The 18,713-nt window shown below is 41.1% G+C and carries 14 protein-coding genes; 5 read left to right on the forward strand and 9 right to left on the reverse strand.

The features are described from left to right. Positions 1–436 precede the first annotated feature (436 nt). The gene (locus K7887_RS06540; RefSeq protein WP_010192108.1) at positions 437–1,015 is read right to left on the reverse strand and encodes a DUF2777 family protein; all 579 of its coding nucleotides are present in this window, start codon (positions 1,013–1,015) and stop codon (positions 437–439) included. 247 nt (positions 1,016–1,262) lie between these two features. Here K7887_RS06540 and asnB point away from each other — a divergent pair, with 247 nt between their 5' ends. The 4 genes from asnB (at position 1,263) to K7887_RS06560 (ending at position 7,178) form a co-directional block, all read left to right on the forward strand. Continuing rightward, complete coding sequence (gene asnB / locus K7887_RS06545; RefSeq protein WP_223492732.1) at positions 1,263–3,113, forward strand: asparagine synthase (glutamine-hydrolyzing); 1,851 nt, start codon at positions 1,263–1,265, stop codon at positions 3,111–3,113. Positions 3,114–3,353: 240 nt separating this feature from the next. Continuing rightward, complete coding sequence (locus tag K7887_RS06550; protein ID WP_223492733.1) at positions 3,354–4,880, forward strand: phytoene desaturase family protein; 1,527 nt, start codon at positions 3,354–3,356, stop codon at positions 4,878–4,880. Further along, positions 4,877–6,379 (forward strand): phytoene desaturase family protein, encoded by a 1,503-nt coding sequence (locus K7887_RS06555; protein WP_223492735.1) that lies wholly within the window; start codon positions 4,877–4,879, stop codon positions 6,377–6,379. The genes K7887_RS06550 and K7887_RS06555 overlap by 4 nt, the downstream gene beginning before the upstream one ends. Next, complete coding sequence (locus K7887_RS06560) at positions 6,345–7,178, forward strand: phytoene/squalene synthase family protein (RefSeq protein ID WP_223492736.1); 834 nt, start codon at positions 6,345–6,347, stop codon at positions 7,176–7,178. Before K7887_RS06555 ends, K7887_RS06560 begins: the two co-directional genes overlap by 35 nt. 451 nt (positions 7,179–7,629) lie before the next feature. On the opposite strand, the gene K7887_RS06565 is transcribed toward K7887_RS06560, so the two are convergent. The 7 genes from K7887_RS06565 to K7887_RS06595 all read right to left on the reverse strand — a co-directional run bounded on the left by K7887_RS06565 (position 7,630) and on the right by K7887_RS06595 (position 15,508). Further along, the gene (locus K7887_RS06565; RefSeq protein WP_223492737.1) at positions 7,630–9,096 is read right to left on the reverse strand and encodes a phytoene desaturase family protein; all 1,467 of its coding nucleotides are present in this window, start codon (positions 9,094–9,096) and stop codon (positions 7,630–7,632) included. Continuing rightward, complete coding sequence (locus tag K7887_RS06570) at positions 9,093–10,202, reverse strand: glycosyltransferase family 2 protein (protein ID WP_223492738.1); 1,110 nt, start codon at positions 10,200–10,202, stop codon at positions 9,093–9,095. Before K7887_RS06570 ends, K7887_RS06565 begins: the two co-directional genes overlap by 4 nt. A 28-nt stretch (positions 10,203–10,230) precedes the next feature. Continuing rightward, positions 10,231–10,896 (reverse strand): lysophospholipid acyltransferase family protein, encoded by a 666-nt coding sequence (locus tag K7887_RS06575; RefSeq protein WP_223492739.1) that lies wholly within the window; start codon positions 10,894–10,896, stop codon positions 10,231–10,233. Then, positions 10,865–11,656, reverse strand: a complete 792-nt coding sequence (locus tag K7887_RS06580) for a carotenoid biosynthesis protein (RefSeq protein WP_223492740.1) — start codon at positions 11,654–11,656, stop codon at positions 10,865–10,867. The genes K7887_RS06575 and K7887_RS06580 overlap by 32 nt, the downstream gene beginning before the upstream one ends. 141 nt (positions 11,657–11,797) lie before the next feature. Then, the gene (locus K7887_RS06585; RefSeq protein WP_223492741.1) at positions 11,798–13,177 is read right to left on the reverse strand and encodes an ammonium transporter; all 1,380 of its coding nucleotides are present in this window, start codon (positions 13,175–13,177) and stop codon (positions 11,798–11,800) included. A 25-nt stretch (positions 13,178–13,202) separates the two neighbouring features. Continuing rightward, positions 13,203–13,544 carry a P-II family nitrogen regulator gene (locus K7887_RS06590; RefSeq protein ID WP_223492742.1) on the reverse strand — a complete coding sequence of 114 codons (342 nt, stop codon included), beginning with the start codon at positions 13,542–13,544 and terminating at the stop codon, positions 13,203–13,205. 611 nt (positions 13,545–14,155) lie between these two features. Further along, positions 14,156–15,508, reverse strand: a complete 1,353-nt coding sequence (locus K7887_RS06595; RefSeq protein ID WP_223492743.1) for an MATE family efflux transporter — start codon at positions 15,506–15,508, stop codon at positions 14,156–14,158. A gap of 118 nt (positions 15,509–15,626) precedes the next feature. Here K7887_RS06595 and K7887_RS06600 point away from each other — a divergent pair, with 118 nt between their 5' ends. Next, a complete protein-coding gene (locus K7887_RS06600) occupies positions 15,627–16,499 on the forward strand; it encodes a helix-turn-helix transcriptional regulator (RefSeq protein ID WP_223492745.1) in 873 nt (290 codons plus the stop codon). A gap of 64 nt (positions 16,500–16,563) precedes the next feature. Here the strand turns inward: K7887_RS06600 and K7887_RS06605 are convergent, their stop codons facing one another. Continuing rightward, positions 16,564–18,333: an alpha-glycosidase gene (locus K7887_RS06605; RefSeq protein ID WP_223492746.1), complete on the reverse strand. Its 1,770-nt coding sequence runs from the start codon at positions 18,331–18,333 to the stop codon at positions 16,564–16,566. Positions 18,334–18,713: the final 380 nt, after the last annotated feature.

The raw sequence follows: 18,713 nt of genomic DNA on the forward strand, positions 1-18,713 counted from the left end.
CACAAGAAAGCCGCGATCCCTAAATCGCGGTTTTTTTTCTAGAGTAGATTGTATATAACCGTTGATTTCCGTTCCAGGCGCTTCGCTTGCCTGCGGGCGGTCCGTGAGCCTCCTCAGGCTTCGCCTTCCGGGGTCTCACCTGTCCCTTCCTCCCGCGGGCGTCTGCGCGCCTTCCACTACAATCAACAAGGTGGCTTCATTCAACTTAAGTTAAAGAAAAACCATCTAATCGAGATACCTGGAAAAGCATTACCGTATCTTAACATAATTTCTAGCTGTGGATTGGAGCAAATGGCGGAGACTCCAGCGAGGGAGTAACGGTAGCTTGAGACCCCTGAAGCGTTGTGAGGAGGCTCAAGCACCGTCCCGCGGAAAGCGAAGCCATTTGCGGAAAGGAACAGCGGCGGTTAACCTATCAACTATAGTTTTGAATCGTTCATTCAGCTTTTCTGCGCTCCATGTTGGTGAACATGTATCTTTTGCCGGTTTGCAGGGTGTATTCAAATCGATCGGTCACCGTTTTGCCTCTTGAAAAGTGGTGTTGAACGGAACATATAAATGTCTCATTATCATAAACAAGGAAATTCACCCCGGATGGCTCTTTAATATTATCCATGAACTGCATGGTGTTATAACAATAAATACAATCATAGATGGATATATTGGAGTTGTTCAATAGAGTGGTGAACTTTGTGAAAGCTTCTTCCGACAATTCTTCAAGCCACTCCATATAGGGCTGCGGAAGTCTTTTACGGACACGCACGGCATCTCCATTGTTTAACTCATATAAATGCTTGGTATGTAACACAACTTGACCGGTTTCTAATAACACCCCTGGTACCCATTCGTTTGAAAAGAGAATTTCAATGCCTTCTTCTGAAATCTCCTCCAAAAGAAATGCTTCATCGTCCTCGGCTTCAAAGAAAATCCATTGTTCGTTTATATTTTCAATTGTCCCGCATGTATAGGAGCGTTTCTGTTCATAAATGATGTTTTTTCTTTTTTGAAGATTCACAGTCGTTTCCTCCAGTAGTCAACAAGATTTGTAGGTGTAAACCTTTGTGTCTGCCATTCTTCCCTAGTTGGGTTGCCTTTAAACTAGATGCTTTTTTTATTACTTTACCCACTTTTCAGAGGAATATTGGGAGGAAGACTAACAAGGAAAAAAAGTGAAAGTGTTTCTGGAATTCATGGTATAAGCACTCCCGGCATAGTATAGAACACCCGTAGTTTGCTTGAAGCAAAAGGAGTGGATGGACAATATGTGCGGTATTGCTGGATGGATAGATTGGAAGAAAGATATTAAGGATCAGAAGGATATAGTAAAAAAGATGGCGGAAACTTTATCATTGCGTGGTCCGGATGATACAAACATTTGGATGGACCGTCATGTGGGATTTGGCCATAAACGTTTAGCTGTTGTTGACCTTGAAGGCGGGAAGCAGCCGATGACAAGGAATAAAGCAGAGGATAACTATACGATCTGTTATAACGGTGAGCTTTATAATACAGAAGATATTAGAAAAGAATTGATGAAAAGAGGCTATGGCTTTAAAGGGCATTCTGACACAGAAGTTTTACTGACGGCCTATATGGAATGGAAAGAAGAGTGTGTCCATCATTTAAATGGCATTTTTGCTTTTGCCATTTGGGATGAAGAAGAGGAAAAGTTATTCATTGCAAGAGACAGACTTGGGGTGAAGCCTTTATTTTACCATCAAGGGGAGGGGACGTTGCTTTTTGGATCCGAACTGAAAGCACTGCTCGCTCACCCGGAAGTCTCGAGTGAGGTTGGATACGACGGATTGGCAGAAATCTTTGGACTTGGACCTTCTCGTTCACCAGGTCATGGCCTTTTTCATGCAATCAAAGAGCTGCGGCCGGCACATTTAATGATTATGAGTAAAAGGGAAGGGCTGAAAATCAAGCGATACTGGAATGTAGAGAGCAGGCCGCATACCGATAGTTTCGAGGAAACGGTGGAGAAAGTGCGCTATTTGTTCACGGATGCGGTAACAAGACAACTTGTATCAGATGTGCCGGTATGTACGTTCCTTTCGGGCGGCTTGGATTCAAGTGCCATTACGGCAATCGCTGCAAATGCTTTTAAAAATGAAGGAAAGCCTCCACTAAATACCTATTCCATTGATTATGAGGAAAATGATAAGTATTTCAAAGCAAATGAATTTCAGCCAAATTCCGATGAGAAGTGGATAAGAAAAATGACGGAAACCTTTGGTACCGTTCATCATCAATCCATTATTTCACAAACCAATCTTGCGGCATATTTAAAAGAAGCGGTGCTAGTAAGAGACCAACCGGGAATGGCGGATATAGACTCCTCTTTATTATGGTTTTGCAGGGAAATCAAACAGAATTATGTAGTAAGTCTTTCTGGGGAATGTGCAGATGAAATTTTTGGAGGTTACCCGTGGTTCCATCGACCAGAAGATCTTGCTTCAAGTAACTTTCCTTGGATGCGTTCCACCCAAGCCAGAATGGAGCTGCTTCGACCGGAATGGAGAAGAAAGCTGAAACTAGATGAATATATTACTTCCAAATTTGAAGAAACGGTAGCGGAGACGCCTAGATTAGAAGGAGAAAGTCTAGTTGAAGCGCGCAGACGCGAATTGTTCTATTTAAATATGATTTGGTTCATGACAACACTGTTAGATCGCAAGGACAGAATGAGTATGGGGGCAAGCTTGGAAGTTCGCGTTCCTTTTGCGGATCACCGATTGGTGGAGTATGTCTGGAATATCCCTTGGGAAATGAAAATGCACGGCAACAGGGAAAAGGGAATCTTGAGAAAAGCTTTAGAAGGAATACTTCCAGATGAAGTGCTTTACAGGAAAAAGAGTCCCTATCCAAAGACCCATCATCCAGTTTATACGAAATTGGTTAGAAACTGGCTGAAAGAAATTCTGGAAGATACACATAGTCCGTTACTTGAATTTATGGATAAGAAGAAGCTGCAAGAGATCGTTTCTTCAGAAGGGAAAGCCTTTCAAGTCCCTTGGTTCGGTCAGCTGATGACAGGTCCTCAACTATTAGCTCACCTCGCACAAATTCATGTATGGTTTACTCATTATGGTGTAACAATAAAGGAATAAATTGCTAAGTATGATTAAATATGTTTTGATTAGAGTATAAAAACGCTTTAATGTATTAAAGAATTAAAAACTCCTGGTTAGGAGTTTTTATTTCCATATTAGCATGTACAAGCCTCCAACCCGTTTTTTACATAGAAAGAGTGTTATTGATTGTAAGAGTTATTACTATTGTGTATAATGTTTGTATAATCTTTGTTTAATTGATGAACGGTTTTTTTGGAATGAGGAGGCGTACTAAAAATGAGCAAAAAAATTGTAGTGGTTGGTGCAGGACCAGGTGGTCTGGCAGCTGCCATGATGCTCTCGGCGAATGGCTATGAAGTGACTGTAATGGAAAAGCAACCTTATGTTGGAGGGAGAAACTCTGCTATAAAATTGGGGGATTTCACTTTCGATATGGGGCCAACCTTTTTAAGTATGCCTCAGATTGCAGAGGAGATTTTTCAGGAATCAAGACGAAACATGCATGACTACATGGAAATGAAAGAATTAAAAGACATGTATGAACTAGTATTCCCTGATAAGTCTTTTATGGTGACTCGTAATAAGGAAAAAATGAAAGAAACCATTGAACGGTATTTTCCGGGAGATGGAGAGGGCTACGAACGATTTATGTCTGAGACGGAGAAACGGATGGACGCCCTTACTCCGATTCTTCAAGGGAAAATGGATCGTTTCTATCATTATTTTCAATGGAAAGTGATTAAAGCGTTGCCGCAGCTCAGCCTTGGCAGCAGTTTGTATGATCAATTAAGTAAATATTTCCGACAAGAACAACTCAAGCTTGCGTTCACTTTTCAATCCAAATATTTAGGAATGTCCCCGTGGGAATGTCCTGGTGCTTTCTCCATTCTATCCTGGATGGAGCATGCATATGGAATCTATCATCCTATTGGAGGGGTCAATCAGCTTTCCGAAAGCATGGCGAAAGTCGTGAAAGAATATGGTGGGACGATTAACCTTGGTACAGGTGTTAAAAAGCTTTGGCTAGACGGCCGCAAAGTGAAAGGTGTCATTTTGGAGAATGGCTCAAAAGTGGAAGCGGATGAAGTGGTGGTTAACGGTGACTTTGCCCATGTGATGACAAACTTAGTAGATGACAATGTATTACAAAAGTACAGCAAACGGAAGCTTGAAAAGAAAAAGTATTCCTGCTCCACTTTTATGATCTACCTTGGACTGGACACTACTTATGATCTTCCACACCACAGCATTATTTTTGCGGAAGACTACAAAAAGAATGTGGAAGAGATCACTAAAACAAAAAAACTTTCAAGTGACCCATCCATCTATGTACAGAATGCTTCTGTAACTGACCCTACATTGGCTCCAAAAGGAAAATCTGCCCTTTATATCCTTGCACCTGTTCCAAACAACTTCAGTGAGATAGATTGGCAGGAGAATAAAGATAAATTCCGAGAATTAGTCTTTCAAACTCTTGAGAAAAAGAGCGGATTTAAAGGCCTGAGGGATCACATAGAAGTAGAAAAAATCATTACACCGGCTGATTGGGAAAAAGAGGTACTTGTCTATAAAGGTGCTACTTTCAACCTTGGCCATCAATTGACACAGATGATGGTATTGCGCCCGCATAATAAATTCGAAGAGCTTGAAAACTGTTGGCTTGTTGGTGGGGGTACGCATCCAGGAAGCGGATTGCCGACCATCCTTGAATCAGCAAGAATCACAACCCGGCTACTAAGGGAAAAGCACGAAACACATGCTCAAAAAAGCTTTCAAGCGCAAAGATTGGAGAAGGCTCAATGAGTAAACATATTGCAATAGCAGGAGCAGGTATCGGTGGTATGATAACAGCGCTTCTATTAAAGAAGCAAGGGTTTCAAGTTAGCTTATATGAGAAAGAAAAACAAGCAGGAGGTAGACTTGCTTTTGTCGAAAAGGAAGGGTACCGGATAGATCAAGGTCCAACTATCGTCCTGCTGCCGGATATGCTGAAAGAAATTTTAGCGGAAGCCGGCGTGTCTGAAGATGCTTGGGAGCTACTTGGCCTTGATACCCTTTATACCATTCATTTCAAAGATGGAAAGAAATACACGAAGTATAAAGACAAAAATACACAATTACAAGAGTTATCAAAGCAATTTCCGGGTGAAGAAGAAGGCTTTAAGCAATATATGACGGACATGAAAAAGAGCTTTGAGGTCGGGAAAGCCTCCTTCCTGGAGAAATCGTTTACGCGAAAACGAGATTTCTGGACGGGGAAAAATCTTAAGACCTTGCTTAGGTTAAAAGCTTATCATTCAACCAAAAAATTCGCAGGATCCTATTTCAAGGACGAACGCCTCCGAGAAGCGTATTCCCTTCAAACATTATATATTGGAGGAAATCCACAAACGGCACCTGCCATGTATAGTTTAATTCCATACAGTGAGCATGAACATGGCATCCATTATGTAAAAGGTGGCTATGCCTCTCTCGTTGATGTACTGGTGGAAACTGTGAAAGCCAACGGAATTCCGCTGCATTTATCCAGTAAGGTGGAAAAAATTCAAAAAGAACATGGACGCGTTTCATCCATTAAAGTTAATGATGAGACTATTAAAGTGGATGGACTTGTGTGGAATGGTGATTTTCCTGCCTCAGCTGAACACTTCGACATTAAGAAAAACTATGAACCTTCCTCAGGATGTGTATTATTATATTTTGGATTGGATGGAACCTATCAGGATTCAGATGTTCACCAATTTTTCATGGGTGGAAATTTCGAACAGCATATGAAAGAAGTGTTTCAAGAGAAGAAGGTCCCAACAGATCCTTCATTCTACACGTTTAATCCAAGCGTAATCGATTCCACATTGGCTCCAGATGGAAAAAGCGTCCTTTACGTCCTTATTCCGGTTCCATCTGGCAGCCATATAGATTGGAGTAAGGAAAAGTCTTTTATAGACAGGATGATCAAGAGTATTGAGAATAGAGCCTTTCCTGAATTGACTAAACGAATGGAATGGATGGAAGTAAGAACACCTAATGATGCCGAGCGCGACGGACTGTTCCAAGGTGGTAGCTTCGGTATCGCTCCGAATTTATTTCAGTCTGGTGTATTCCGCCCTCAGGCTAAACCATCTTCTACGCTTGCCAATGTTTATGCAACGGGTGCATCCATACACCCTGGTGGTGGAATTCCAATTGTTATGCAAAGCGCGAAGCTTGCAGCAAACCAGATTATCCATGATTTTGCCCATCATTCATTTGCAAAGGATGTGAATCTCAATGAACGACTTAATGAAAGCATATCATCATTGTGAATCCATAATTAAAGAACATTCCAAAACATTTTATAAAGCATTTATGCTCCTGCCTAAAGAAAAGAAGCAGGCAGTTTGGGCTGTTTATGCGTTTTGCCGGCAGGTTGACGATATAGTGGATGAAGGAGTGAATCCGAAAGAAGAGCTTTTTACATTCAAAGGGATGTTTGCTGACTTTCTAGAAGGTGAATTGCCGTCAGAAGATCCAATGTGGCTAGCTCTTCAGGATGTGTTCAATCGATACGAGATGGATGTCCAATCCTTTCATGACATGATAGTTGGCCAAGAAATGGACTTATATAAGAATTTGTATTATTCAGAGGAGGAAGTGTTGCATTACTCCTACCATGTAGCAAGTACTGTTGGACTGATGCTGCTACCGATACTTGCACCAAAGAAAAAAGATGAATTACGAGAGGATGCCATTGCGCTCGGACAGGCGATGCAGATTACTAATATTCTTCGGGATATTGGAGAAGACCTTGAGCGTGATAGAATCTATATTCCTATTGAAAAGTTGGAAAAAGCCGGCTATTCATTGGATGACTTGAATAAGCATATCGTGAATAACAAGTTCATATCGGTATGGGAAGAGATGGCGAACAAAGCGGAAAGTCTTTATGAACAGGCGTTAAGTACGATTCATCTGTATCCGATGCATTCGAGAACTCCTGTAAAGGGAGCGGCCTATTTATATCGGGCGATACTAGGTTCGATTCGCAAAAAGGGATATTCAGTATTTAAAACAAAGCATTATGTTACAGGAGAAGAAAAGCAGCAAATCATATCGCAAATATAAAAACCACAGTCCAGATGGGCTGTGGTTTTATTTGAAGGATAAGAATGTAACTAGATACGGTTGATTTCCGTTCCAGGCGCTTCGCTTTCCTGCGGGCGGTCCGGAAGCCTCCTTGGGCATTCGCCCTGCGGGGTCTTCCCTGTCCCTTCCTCCCGCGGGAGTCTGCGCGCCTTCCACTCCAATCAACAAGGTTGCTTCTTTGAAGCTAAGTTTTAAAAACCTTTTAATTGAGTTAACTGAAATGGCATTAACATACCTTTACGTAATTTCTAGCTGTGGATTGGAGCAAATGGCGTAGACTCCAGCGGGGGAGTAACGGTAGCTTGAGACCCCACAGCGCAGCGAGGAGGCTTAAGCACCGTCCCGCGGAAAGCGAAGCCATTTGCGGAAAGGAACAGCGGCGATAAACCAAAAACTTATGTCTTATAATAAAAAGGCAATTTATCAGGTTTTATTTATTTGCTTTACTTATGGCATCTGCAACATTTAGGCCGGATAGTGTGACCATCGGCGAGCCGCCGCCAGGGTGGGTGGAACCGCCGACAAAGTACAGATTGGCAATATCAGCGGATTTGTTCCTTGGACGGAAAAACGCATCTGTTTTACGGTTGGATGCCATCCCGTATAAAGCTCCTCTAAAAGCGCCAAAAGTAGTCTCAATATCTTTTGGAGTAATCACCTTCTCAGAGAGCACATTCTCTTTCAACGATAACCCTCTTTTTGCCAATGTGTCATAGATAAGTTCCTTATAGTCATTAGCATTCTCGTTATGAGGTGATGTTGCTGGTGCATTCACCAAGATGAAAAGGTTGTCCCCATTTGGACTTTTCTCCTTTTCTGTAAAAGAAGAATTACTCAAATAGATGGTGGGGTCACTCGCATAAGCTTTCTCCTCAAATAAACTGTTGAACTCTTGCTTGTAATCGCTAGAAAAATAGACAGTATGATGTAATAGTTCAGCATGTCTCTTCTTCATTTCTGCAAGTACCACATAAGCAGAGATGGAAGGTTCAAATTTTGCCGCCTTCTTATCTGAAAAATGCGGCCTGTCCACTTCCTTTACAAGTTCTGGATATGCGACAAGAAGATCTGCATTCATGACAACTGTATCGGCAGGAAAGCGTGCCCCGTCTTCTGTTGATACAGAAACAGCCTGTTTGTTCTTGACTTCCATACTGGTAACCTTGCAATTAGTATGGATTATAACTCCGAGCTTCTTTGCGAGTTTCTCGAATCCTTCTGCAATTATTGTGTTACCGCCTTTTGTATAGTAGACACCTTCTACAAGCTCCAAATAAGCGATAAGGCCAAAAGTTGCAGGAGAGACATAGGGAGAGGAGCCGATATAGGTGGCATATCGGTCGAGTGCTTGTATGACAAAAGGGTTAGTGAAATACTTTCGGTGAAAACGATGCAAGGACTGTAACGGACGCACCTTGCTGAAGGAATATCCTAACCCTGGTGAGAGATAATCCGCAGTGGAGGTAAAGGTCCTCCGGAAAAACTGACTTTCTCCCATCTTATACAAGCGCGTGACTTCCTCCAAATAAGAAGGATAATTCTTGGCACCTGCCGGGTCGAGCGTTGCCAGCTGGTCCAGCATTTTGTCTCTATCAGAACTGAAGTCAAAAACAGCCCCATCTGGTGAAAAATTACGAGTATGGGAAGGGAGTTTAATAAATTCAAAGTACGAATCGGGATTTTCCCCTGTTTGAGAAATAACTTCCCTGAATACATGTGGCATCGTAATCGTATTCGGTCCAAAATCAAAAGATGCCTCTCCCAATTGAACAGGCATCAGCTTTCCACCTAAGTGGTTGTTCTTTTCCAATAATGTTACAGTGAATCCCTTGGCAGCAAGACTGATTGCGGCAGACAATCCACCAAGGCCTCCACCTATGACAACGACATTTTTCATTTATAGGCACGACCCTTCCAAATATAATGTTGTTTTCTCCAAGATTTCCACATGGAAGCGTGCAGAATGACTAAGAATGCCAAAGCGCTAAACGGCATGAAAAGAAATAAATATGCTAGCTGTCCCGTCCGAAGATCAATATAAAGCTTTTGCATCCATACTAGTAGCAGAGGCACCAGAAACCAAACTCCATATATAGGAGAAAGAATTGCAAAGAAAAGAGGAGAAATATAAAACAAGCTGTAAAACAATGTTAAGCCCATCGCCATTAAAGGGGACTTTCCAATGCCGATATAAATATTTTTCAAAAATCCATTCCAGACTTCTTGATTGGTTTCATACATATGACAGGTAACATAAGGGGTGGCATTTATTAATTTCACTTGGAATCCGTGTTCCTTCATCACCCTGGCGAGGTGGACATCTTCCACAATGCTGGATTTTACGGAGAAATGGCCCTCTACAAAATCATAGGCGCTTCTTTCAAACAACATGAACGCTCCGTGAGCTGCACTAGCAGGCTTAAAGGAGCTGTAATTAGCCAATGCAAGGGGAAGATGAAGCCAGATAACAAAATGTTGCATTGGTACCACTAGCTTACTTAGCCAACTTGTAACCGGAAACCTTGGGAAACCCGTAACCAACCCGACTTTCTCGTTTTTGAAAAAAGGAAGCATGCTTTCTATGGTATTCTTTTGCAGTCTTGCATCCGCATCTAAAAATAACAAATAATCTCCGTTGGCTGCATGGGAAAGCTGATAGCAGGCATGCACTTTTCCTGCCCAGCCCTTTTTCAAAGGAGCCCCTTGCAGGATAGAGAAACGGCTATCTTTTTTAGTGGAATCTACCGCCAAGGAATAGGTGGAGTCCGAAGAATGATCATCCAATAAGATGAATTCTAAATTCGAGTATGTGAGTTTCTTAAAATTTTCGATTAAATCGAGGACGTTCCGCTCTTCATCGCGCATTGGTACCAGAATCGATACAAGCGGTGCCATAGAAGTTTTTATTGGTTTTGGATAAGCAGGATAAAACAATCCGTTGATGATAATCCAGAGGAAAGACAATAATAACCCGCCAGAAAGCAAGATAGTGAATGACTCCATAACTGTTTTCCTCCTTCAAAGTCCATACCTATAGTAAAGATTGATAATGGCTTGTTGTTTGTTGTATTACATCATGCTTCACTTTATCCAGCAGAATGGTATAGTGATCCTCTAATGATTGGTTTTTTTCTTTTGAAGAGGTTCCTGCCAGTTGAGAATAATAGACAGGTTCTTCTAATTTAATATATACTGCAGGCTTGCGTTCACCAGTGAAAGTATAGTAAAGGCATACTGGAACAATCGGGATATCAGTATTCTTGGTGATGTGCACGGCTCCTGGGAGGAAACCGAGTGGACGAATCTCAAGGTGTCGCTCATCTCCCTGCGGGAACAGCCACAAGGTTTTTGCGTCTTTTAATCTTTCTTTTGCATAATTCATAGAGCGGACAATGTCCTTAGGATTTTCTCTGTTGACCGAAAATGCACCAATTTTACGAAAGAAAGGGAACTCCCGAATTCCCTTTTCATGCATCATCACATAACTCTCCTGTTTGGTAACAACTTGATTCAAATGGAAAACAACCAATGCATCCCACCATGTACTGTGATTGACAATATACAAGGCTGGGGAAGGGGGAAGGCTCACATGCTCACCCTGTGCATAATAGACTCCTTTAAAATGATATCTGAGAAAACGTTTATTAAATTGGTGAAAAAAATAATCAAACCGTTTGCTTTTTTTTGCTGGAATCATGTAGGAACTCCTTTGATTTCAGTGTAGCCAAATATAATAAAAGTGTTGGAATAATGGTGACAATCAATGCCAGATATAGCTTTGCGGTTAAAGCAATCATACAGAACATCCCGATCATTAAACCGTACAATACATACATATTCCTCTCCCAGTAGTGATTTTCCTTTGGAGAAATATTTTTCGAGCCTAATAAAATGACCAGGTGAAACAATAAGGAGAGTCCGAACCAGCTGTAAAAGTTAAACATAGGAATGTCGTAATAAAAGCTCGTTCCTTCCCAAATCCAATACTCCTTTGCTATAAAAGCAACAGGATCAATGATAAGATCCAGTACCACAGTTGCAAAAGCGGCAAGGATTGCTTTTGTGAGGACAGACGCATTTGGAATCACTCTGTTTGCCAGCACATGTGACGTGGAAATGACCAATACCCATGCAAAGCCAATTGTGATAGGAACATCAAATAACTTCGGTCCGAAATAGGAATTATAATAATAGTCGCCAAAAAGAAAGCCATATTTTACGCCAAAATGCTCAGCAGCCATTGCTGTAAAAAAGACGAGAAATGTAAAGAAAACTCCGATAGCGCGGTAATTTTTAATAAAATATATAGCCCCTAGGGTTCCGGCGGTGACGAGAAAAACGACATTCGCCCATTCCAGCCAAGGAGGCAAAAGATCAAAAGTCAATAACACGACCCCACATATGTACCATACGATAAAAAAACGGACAATCAATTTTTCCCACATATTAATCTTCAACAATATCACCTCTAGGAGGAATTATAGCATTATAGTTTAATGATTGTATAGGTTTTGTATACATGAAAAAGCGATTCAGTGGGCTTAGCCATGAATCGCTTTTTACTATCTATTAATCATAATAGGCGAAGAAGGGACGGTTTAAACTTCCTTGGCTTTACGTTTTTGTGTAGTTCCGCCTAAATTGTTCAAACGATGAACTAAACCAGTACCGAATTCCGGTGCAGAGCTATTATCAGAAAAGACCGATTCTCTAAGCTCATAAGCAGAAGAACCATGCTCTGCAAAATCAAGTCCGGAAATCTCTTCTTCCTTCGTAACACGAATACTAGTAAAGCGGGTAACAATGAATAGAAATAAGCCAACAGAACCGACTGTCCATGCTGTAACGGCCAGTATGCCGATTGCTTGAATGCCTAATTGGGAAACTCCGCCGCCGTAAAATAATCCCGTTGAAGTGGAGAATAAACCTACAGCAAGGGTTCCCCAAATGCCGCAAACGCCATGAACCGCAATGGCACCAACCGGATCATCAATCTTTGCTTTACGATCGATGAAGGTAACTGCCTCGACTAAAAGAACCCCTGCAACCAATCCAATAATGATGGCACCAATTGGAGATACATCTCCTGTTCCTGCTGTGATACCAACTAACCCGGCTAGGGCACCGTTCAACGTTAAGGAAGCATCAATACGCTGATAACGTAATTGCGTATAGAATGCAGAAGCCAGTACTCCGGCAGATGCAGATAGTAAAGTGGTCGTGATGACATGTGGAATCAAGGAAGGATCTGCAGCTAAGGTGCTACCGCCATTAAATCCAAACCAACCAAACCAAAGGATGAATACACCAAGTGCCCCAAGTGGGATGTTGTGACCAGAAATGACATTAACTTTGCCGTTTGTGTATTTTCCAAGACGTGCTCCTAAGAATTTTACAGCTACAATAGCACCAAGTGCACCGGTGAGATGGACGACTGTAGAGCCTGCAAAATCAGTAAATCCTAGCTCTGATAACCATCCGCCACCCCATACCCAGTGACCAACAATCGGATAGATCAGTGCTGTCATGGCAACGGTTAATAAAATATAACTAGATAGCTTCATGCGCTCTGCGACTGCCCCGGAGATGATAGTGGCGCAAGTTGCCGCGAACATTGCTTGGAAAACGAAGAAACCTATTTGATCTTCGTGCCCAGTAAGGAAAAATCCATCAAGTCCTGTAAAACCCCCGATTGAACTGCCGAACATAAGAGCATAACCTATTGCTAAATAAAGAACGGAGGCAATGGATATAGTCAGGAAATTCTTCATTAAAATATTCAGTGCATTTTTAGAACGAGTAAATCCTGATTCCACCATCGCAAATCCTGCATGCATAAAAAATACTAAAAGAGCTGCTACCATAATCCAGACCATATCAAGAGAGACGCTTAAACCTTCAACCGTAGGTGCTTGCGCATGAGCTGTAGAACTGACCAATAATCCGCCTGTAACGAGTAATCCAATTTTCTTCTTCAAATTTATCATCCTTTCTTAATTGAGATTAAATGATGGCAAGCTTTCCGTTTTCTCCTGTGCGGATCCTGATGGCATCTTCAACTGGGTAGATGAAAATCTTTCCGTCCCCGACTGTATTGGTAGAGCATATTTCTTGAATGATTTGTACGATTTCATCTACGTATTCTGATTCCACAACCATTTCCACCTTTACTTTAGGCAAAAGCTTTATTTCGAACGTGTTTCCTCTAAAAAGACCTTGTTGGCCTTTTTGCTGTCCGCAACCTGCTACTTCTGAGACGGTTAAACCGTTGATTCCGACTTCTTCCAGTTTTTCACGAAGAGCGCGGAAAGTTTCCGGTCTAACGATGGCTTCCACTTTTTTCATCAATATCTCTCCTTTAAGTTAATGTTATGTTTCCTAACATCAGTAGTTATGTTTTATATCATATTCTATAATTATGCAGCGCGCAATAGGAATTATCAAAAAATTCAGTCGAAAGCGCTTACTAGTTTGTAAGGAAATCTTACATACGGATAAGTTTAGGTGATGAAATGAAAAAAAGCCCCCCAATTGGAGGACTTTTTAAAAGATAAGATTATATATAACTTTGTTGATTTCCGTTCCAAGCGCTTCGCTTGCCTGCGGGCGGTCCGTGAGCCTCCTCAGGCTTTCGCCTTCCGGGGTCTCACCTGTCCCTTCCTCCCGCGGGCGTCTGCGCGCCTTCTACTCCAATCAACAAGGTGACTTCATTCAGCTAATGGTTTGTGAAAATTCATCTAACTGAGTTAATTATAAAAGTATTAACATCTCGTGCTTGTAATTCTCAGCTGTGGATTGGAGCAAATGGCGGAGACTCCAGCGGGGGAGTAACGGTAGATTGAGAACCCGCACCGAAGTGAGTAGGCTCAAGCACCGTCCCGCGGAAAGCGAAGCTATTTGCGGAAAGGAACAGCGGTAATAACAGATTAACTATGATTTTTTAGTAAATAAAAACTTTACGATGCTTTTTCGTGGACGAAGGATTTGGTTACCCAAATGCGGGATTTCCAGCGATATAGCATGATAATGCCACGCAACCACTCATCTAAGATCATGGCAATCCACACTCCGACTAAACCAAATCCAAAATGAATGCCAAGCACATAGGAAACAGTAACACTAACACCCCACATCGATAAGATCCCAATATAAACAGGAAATCTTACATCACCTGCTGCACGCAAGGCATTGATTACAACCAAGTTGAATGAACGCCCCGGTTCCAATATCACGGTAAATAGAATCAGTGTACCTCCAAGTGCAATAATATCCGGGTTATCTGTAAAGAACCCCAAAAGTGTATCAGAGAAAAACGCGATCGGAATAGCAGTCAAAATAGAAATCAAGATGGCAAGGCGCAAGCTTTTTATACAGCGTTTGTAAGCCTCTTCTATTTTCCCTGCCCCAATTTGATGACCAATCATTATTTGTGTACCCTGACTGATAGCAACACTGAATAAGAAGATAAACATCATCAAACTTTGAGCATATACCTTTGTTGTCAATGCTTCTGTACCTATCATGACAATGAAATAGGTAATAACAATTTGAGAGGTATTATAGGACAAATGCTCTCCAGCTGATGGGATGCCTATTTTTAATAAATTTTTCAAATGGCTTACAGGCAGGCGGAACATCTTCTTAAATGGTAAAGGTTCTTCAATTCTTTTGAAAAGAAGAATGGTAATGACAATTAAACCTAATGCACGGCTTGTTACAGTGGATATTGCTACTCCTTCCACACCAAGGACTGGGATGCCGAACGGACCAAAAATAAACAAATAATTTCCGATAACATTGAGAATATTCATACCAATGGTTACATACATGGCATCTCTGGTAAACCCATAGCTTCTGATGGTTGCACCCATCGTAATGACGAGAGCCTGAACAAACGAGAAGATCCCAACCATTTTCAGATAAGAATCTGCCTCTGTTAAGAGTTCAGGTGGGAGATCCATCAATAATAAAAGCTTGGAACTGAAAAAGAATACTAAAATACTGATGGCTACACTAAAAATTAAATTTGCGCCGATAGAGACAACAGTAACTTCTGCTGCAGTTTCTCTGTTTTTTGATCCAAGATACTGTGCAACCAGAATTGTCGTACCTGTTGCGATGAAACCAAACATGACAATCAGCATAAACAAGATTTGATTGGCTACCCCGACGGCTGCAACGGAGTCATCTGAATACTGACTCAACATTAATATATCTGCATTCCCCATTAGCATGTGAAGAAGAACTTCAATAAATATCGGCCATGTTAAGGCGAAAAGGGTGAGTTTCTTTGTATTTGTTTCTTTCATTAATTTACTCCTTTTGATGATTCCGACATAAAACCATTCCTAGTTTAAACGCATTTCATTATAATAGAAAGAGATGATTTCGATACTTATTGGATTTTTACGACTTGAGGTGTAAGGAATGTCAATGATAGCTATGTCCATCCCGCCGTTTCCGACTTTTATAAGGGGCGGGGAATATACATTTAATAAAGGAGAACGCCATTTTTCCAGGGTGTTTACTGTTTTTGATCTTTTGTATGTGAAAAAAGGTACCTTGTTTATGCAAGAAGACGAAAAAAGGTTTGTTGTGAAAGAAGGACAATATGTCATATTGGTTCCTGGCGAAAGACACGAAGGATATGCAGATTGCACAGAACAAACCGACTATTTCTGGTTGCATTTTGTTATCCCGGGAAATGACTATCAGATGGTGGAAGATAAGGATCTGGACTGGTCCTTTGTATATAAAAAAGAACCAACCTTTACAGAAGTAGGTTATTATCAGTTTCATATTCCTCAGTGGGGAGAGGTGAAAAGAAGGGAAATCGTTGAACAGCAGTTGGAAACGCTTCTTACCACAAGAGATGGGGATGCACATGTCCCAGATGATTACTTAAAGCAGCAAATTCAATTCTCTGAGTTCATCGTGCAGTTGCAAAAAGAGGCATTCTCGATTCCCAGTGCGACCGAAAAGGTGTGTGAGAGTGCCATGAAGTATATACAAGAGAACTATAAAGAGGCTGTTAATATGAGTGTGTTAAAAGAGGAATTGAATTTTCACCCCGATTATTTGACACGTTGTATGCAAAAAACAATAGGAATAAGTCCGATGCAGTACTTAACCCATTACCGTTTGCATCATGCGAAAAAGCTTTTGGCGGAAACGGAGTATAAGGTATCTGCCATTTCCCGAGAGGTAGGGATTGATGATGTTACCTATTTTTCAAAGTTATTTAAGAAGGTGGAGGGCACAACACCGATGGAATACCGGAGATTGGTGCATAGGAAATGAGTCTATAAACAAAGAAATGCCCGCTATTTTTCATAGCGGGCATTCTCATTTTTATTAAATTAAATCAATATGCCAAAATCTGAAAGCCATACGCCGGAAGCTTCACTTGCAAAGCAGTGGCGTCAGCAGCAAATGCAAACTCTTCACCGTTCCACAGATCGCGCAATACCGTGCCTTTCACGCCATCTGGCAAGGTAACGATCAAGTCCTTGTCGCTATTATTAATAACAAATAAAATTCTTTCTCCCGTGGAATCAGAAACCTTCTCGTACATTACATGATTGGTCTCATCATTTGCTTCAATAAAGCGGATGTCGCCGTGGTTTCCGAATACAGGAAGCTCTTTGCGAAGTTCAATCAGCTTCTTAACAAAGTCAAACATATCACGATCTTGTTTTTCTTCTTCCCACACCATGCACTTGCGGCAACCTGGATCTTGTTCACCTGTCATGCTGAACTCATCACCATAATAGATGCAAGGAGCGCCGACAAAAGATAATTGGAACAAGAACAATAGTTTCAATTTATCTTTGTTTTCTTCGCAAATTGTAAGTATACGAGGGGTGTCATGACTGCCCAATAAATTAAATGCAACTTCATTTACGTTAATAGGATAGGAGTGCATCACCTTGGAAATGGAATTTGCAAACTCAGTTGCTTTGGTTTTGTTTTTAGCAAGATAGTCAAGAGTAGCGGTAGTAAACGGATAGTTCATGACTGCATCAAATTGATCACCTTGCAACCATGGCATCGAATCATGCCAGATTTCACCAAGAATGTAGACGTCCTCTTTTTCAGCCTTCACAGCCTGACGGAAATCTCTCCAGAACTGATGGTCTACCTCATTGGCAACATCCAATCTCCATCCGTCAATGTTAAATTCCCTTACCCAATAGCGGCCCACTTCCAATAAATATTCCTTTACTTCTGGATGTTCCGTATTAAGCTTAGGCATATCCGAAACAAATGCGAATGCATCATAATTCGGTTTAGGCTTAGTCACAACAGGGAAGTTCCAAATGTGGAACCAATCCTTATACTTGGATTTTTCTCCATTCTTCAAGACATCCTGAAACGGTTCCCAAAAATAGCCGCTATGGTTGAACACAGCATCAAGCATTATTTTTATTCCGTTCACATGACAAACTTCCACAAGTTTCTTGAAGGTCTCTTTGGTCCCGAATTGCGGATCGATTTCCATGTAATCGATTGTGTCATATTTATGATTGGATTTTGCTTTAAATATCGGAGTGAAGTAAATGCCTGTGATCCCCAATTCAACAAGATGGTCAATATGTTCTATAACCCCCTCGAAGTCTCCACCGAAAAAGTTAGTAGTAGAAGGTTCTGTGCTTCCCCATGGAAGAGCGCCTTTTGGATCGTTTTCTTTGTTGCCGTTTCCAAAGCGTTCGGGGAATATTTGATACCAAACAGTATCCTTTACCCATGTTGGAGCCTTGAAGACATCTATTTTGTTTAGGAAAGGAAAGCAGAAGTAAAGTCCGCAGTCTTTAGGTTCTTCCTCATAAAAGCCTTTTTCATTATAAATAATGGTTTCTTCACCTGATTTCAGGGCAAATCCGTAACGTAGACGTCTGAACTCTGGGGAAACTTCTGCAAGCCAATAATCATAAAGGTCGTCTGATCCTGTTTTCTTCATTGGCTTTTTAAATGAAATCCATTCGCCGTCTTCCCATATATATGGGTCGCCATGAATTAATTCTACTGCTTCCACATCCTCTTTCTTTGTTTGCAGACGGATGTGTAAAGTTGTTTCATTATAGGCGTATGCAAAATTGTTCTTTGGACGATGGAATATTGCTTCCTTAAGCATATAGCATTCAACCTCTCCTTCATGCAATCGCTTGCATTTATTGCGAAAAAAAATGGTTGAAATGGTTTCATTGCCATTTTATTCAACATAAGGGTATGTCAAAAAAGAAACAATGTCAATGAAAAGAGAACGGATAATGGAGAGGGAATGGTGTTGAAAAAAACTTCGTGATGCAAAAGTCCCGAAGAAAGAATGATAAACTCATATATACCAAGGGTTTTAAAAGAAAGTGTTCATCAAGCAGGCTTTTAAACTATCAGTATATTAAAGTTTTTTTAAAAAACAGGTTGTCAATTGGGCGAATACATGTATAATAAAAAGTGAAAGTTGTGCAATCGTTTTCATGAAAAATGTAAGCGTTATATGTTTTCGCTTACATT

This window comes from Sutcliffiella horikoshii (genome assembly GCF_019931755.1).
In the GTDB taxonomy this organism is placed as follows: domain Bacteria; phylum Bacillota; class Bacilli; order Bacillales; family Bacillaceae_I; genus Sutcliffiella_A; species Sutcliffiella_A horikoshii_E.